Origin of the sequence: Streptomyces calidiresistens, assembly GCF_014141525.1 — a bacterium.
In the GTDB taxonomy this organism is placed as follows: domain Bacteria; phylum Actinomycetota; class Actinomycetes; order Streptomycetales; family Streptomycetaceae; genus Streptomyces; species Streptomyces calidiresistens.
Genome location: NZ_VKHS01000675.1, coordinates 1 through 3,019, shown reverse-complemented (window position 1 = coordinate 3,019; position 3,019 = coordinate 1). Strand labels below are relative to the sequence as shown.

The following is a 3,019-nucleotide window of genomic DNA, read 5'->3' as shown; positions in this document are numbered from 1 at the left end:
ATAAGAGACAGGTGGGGGACAGTCGGGCCGGGGTGGTTCGCGGTGCCGGTGCCGCGAACGCTCCCGGCGGATGTATGAGCCGATTTCCGGAAATCGGCCTCTGAGCGGAAGGCGGCGCCGGCACAATTCCCTGCCATGACTGCTGCCGACGGCCTGCTGCCGTCCACCGCCCGCATATTCGTCGCCGGGCACCGGGGCCTGGTGGGTTCCGCCGTGACCCGGCGCCTGGAGGCCGAGGGCCACGAGGTGATCACCCGCACCCGCGGGGAGGTCGATCTGCGCGACGCGGAGGCGACGGCCGCCCTCCTGCGGGAGACCCGTCCCGACGCCGTGGTCCTGGCCGCCGCCCGGGTCGGGGGGATCATGGCCAACCACCGTTACCCGGTGCCGTTCCTGGAGGACAACCTCCGCATCCAGCTGAGCGTGATCGCCGGGGCGCACGCCGCCGACGTGGACCGACTGCTGTTCCTGGGCTCCTCGTGCATCTACCCCAAGCACGCGCCCCAGCCGATCCGGGAGGAGTCGCTGCTCACCGGCCCCCTGGAGCCGACCAACGAGCCCTACGCCCTGGCCAAGATCGCCGGGATCTGCCAGGTGCGCTCCTACCGTCGCCAGTACGGCCGCCGCTACATCGCGGCGATGCCGACCAACCTCTACGGCCCCGGCGACAACTTCGATCCGGAGACCTCGCACGTCCTGCCCGCCCTGATCCGACGTTTCCACGAGGCCCGGGAGGCGGGGGCCCCGGAGGTGGTGCTGTGGGGCAGCGGCACGCCCCGGCGCGAGTTCCTGCACAGCGACGATCTCGCGGCGGCCTGTCTGACGCTGTTGCGCTCCTACGACGAACCCGACCCGATCAACGTGGGGTGCGGCTCCGATCTGACCATCGCCGAACTGGCCGCGACCGTCGCCTCGGTCACCGGCTTCACCGGCCGGATCGCCTGGGACACGTCGCGTCCCGACGGCACGCCCCGCAAACTGCTGGACGTCTCCCGCCTGGACAAGTTGGGCTTCACCCCGGCAATCCCCCTGGCGGAGGGGATCCGGGACACCTATCGGTGGTGGTTGCACGCGAACTCCTGAGGGGCCCGGAGGGTCCGGAGAACCCCGTCCGGCCGGCCGGGCCGGCGCGGGGCGGGCCGACGGGAACCGAAGAGAGGGACGAGAGGGGCGAGAGGGGACGAGGAAGGTGGGAGGCGGGGAGGAGCTGTGAGGAGGGGCCACGGGGCCACCGGTTCCCGGCCGGCGGCCCCGGCTCTCAGTAGGCCCCTCTGCCCCCCGCCACCGCCCGGGCCGTGCGGGCCAGCACGTCCAGGTCCCCGGTCAGCGACCAGTTGTCGGTGTAGGACAGGTCGAGCGCCAGGCTCTCCTCCCAGGAGAGGTCCGAGCGACCCCCCACCTGCCAGGGGCCGGTCAGACCGGGGCGCACCTCCAACCGGCGGTGCTCCACGGGTCCGTAGCGGGCGACCTCCTCCGGCAGCGGCGGACGCGGCCCCACCAGGGACATCTCGCCGCGCAGCACGTTCCACAGCTGCGGCAGTTCGTCCAGGGAACTGCGGCGCAGCAGCCGGCCGACCCGGGTCACGCGGGGATCGCGGCGCATCTTGAACAGCGGGCCGCTCTGCTCGTTGGCCTCCTCCAGCGTGCCGCGCAGCCGATCGGCGTCGGGGACCATGCTGCGGAACTTCCACATCTCGAAGGGGACGCCCCGGTGACCGATCCGACGCTGGCGGAAGAACACCGGCCCGCGGGAGTCCAGACGGACGGCGAGGGCGATCAGGGCGAACAGCGGGGCCAGCAGGAACAGGCCCAGCGCCGCCCCGACCCGGTCCAGCACGTGCTTGACCAGCAACGGCGGCCCGCCGCGGGCCGGGGCGAGGATCTGGATCAGTTGCAGGCCGGCGGCGGTGGAGACGAGCACCCGGCGCGGCGAGACCTCACTCAGCCCCGAGGAGATCATCAGCGGCAGCCCGGCGTCCTGCACCTGCCACGCGAGCCGGCGCAGGCGTTCACCGGCCAACCGGCTGCCGGGGACGACGAGGACCAGATCGGCGCCGCAGCGCCGGGCGGCCCCGGTCACGACGCCCTCGTCCGGGTCCCCTTCCGCCGGTGAGGGACGCTCGGGCACCGGCCCGGCGGTCAGCCGCCCGGTCACGGGGAGGCCACCGGCCGGTGTGCCGGCCCCCACCGGTACGGCGCCGACCACCACGTAGGGATGGTCGGTGCGGGCCGCGAGCCGGGCGGTGACGTCACCGACCGGCCCCGCCTCGCCCACCACCAGGACCCGGCGAACGGCTTCCGCCGCCCGTCTCCTGGCGGTCAACCGGCCGTGGATCAGGGCGCCGGTGAGGGCGGACAGGAACAGTGCCGGCAGCAGGGCCACCAGCGCCGCGCCGATGGCCGAGTTCTCCCCGGTGAGCACCCGCAGGAGGGCCAGGACGCCCACCAACAGCGCCCAGTCGTGCGCGGCGGCCACCAACCCGCGGGACTCACCGATCACCCGGCGGACGTAACGCAGGTGGCCGGCGCGGATCACCAACCACGCCGCGCACGCGACCACCGCCGACAGCACGGGGCGCGACTGGCCGGTCGCGTGGTACACACCGGCGACGGGAACGAGCACCCCCAGGGCGTCGCTCGCGATCGCCAGGGGCGCGTACCCGCGGCCCCGGGCGCCGGTGTCCCCGGGCAGGCCCCGCAGCGGTGGGCGGCCGGCGCCGGTGTCCTCGCGACGGGTGGTGCGGGTGGTGCGGGTGGTGCGGGACATACCGACGTGTTGCATGAAACCCCCCGGAAACCGTCAGGAACCCCTGTCCTCTCCCCGCACGGACCGGCATCTCCCCATGCCGCTCCGCGGGTACTCGAATGATGAGAGTAGGGGATCCAACTTGTGTTCGGTTGTGGTTCGTTGGAACTTTCCCGAGGGGTCGGGCGGAGTTGGCCGCTTTCATCTCGCAACGATCGGAACCGGGGCTTCCGCCCCTCCGCCGGGACGGGCGGGGGAACCGGCTGGCCTTTA

General features: G+C 73.3%; 2 protein-coding genes. One reads left to right on the top strand and one right to left on the bottom strand.

All coding sequences use genetic code 11. The annotated features are described in order from the left end of the window. Nucleotides 1–135 precede the first annotated feature (135 nt). Nucleotides 136–1,083, top strand: a complete 948-nt coding sequence (locus FOE67_RS21320; protein ID WP_182666455.1) for a GDP-L-fucose synthase family protein — start codon at nt 136–138, stop codon at nt 1,081–1,083. A 175-nt stretch (nt 1,084–1,258) separates the two neighbouring features. Here the strand turns inward: FOE67_RS21320 and FOE67_RS21315 are convergent, their stop codons facing one another. Next, nucleotides 1,259–2,767 (bottom strand): exopolysaccharide biosynthesis polyprenyl glycosylphosphotransferase, encoded by a 1,509-nt coding sequence (locus FOE67_RS21315; protein WP_182666454.1) that lies wholly within the window; start codon nt 2,765–2,767, stop codon nt 1,259–1,261. Nucleotides 2,768–3,019: the final 252 nt, after the last annotated feature.

Bases quoted from the DNA above. Each gene is read 5' to 3' on its own strand.
- FOE67_RS21320 (WP_182666455.1), top strand. From the start codon at position 136: ATGACTGCTGCCGACGGCCTGCTGCCGTCCACCGCCCGCATATTCGTC.
- FOE67_RS21315 (WP_182666454.1), bottom strand. From the start codon at position 2,767: ATGTCCCGCACCACCCGCACCACCCGCACCACCCGTCGCGAGGACACC.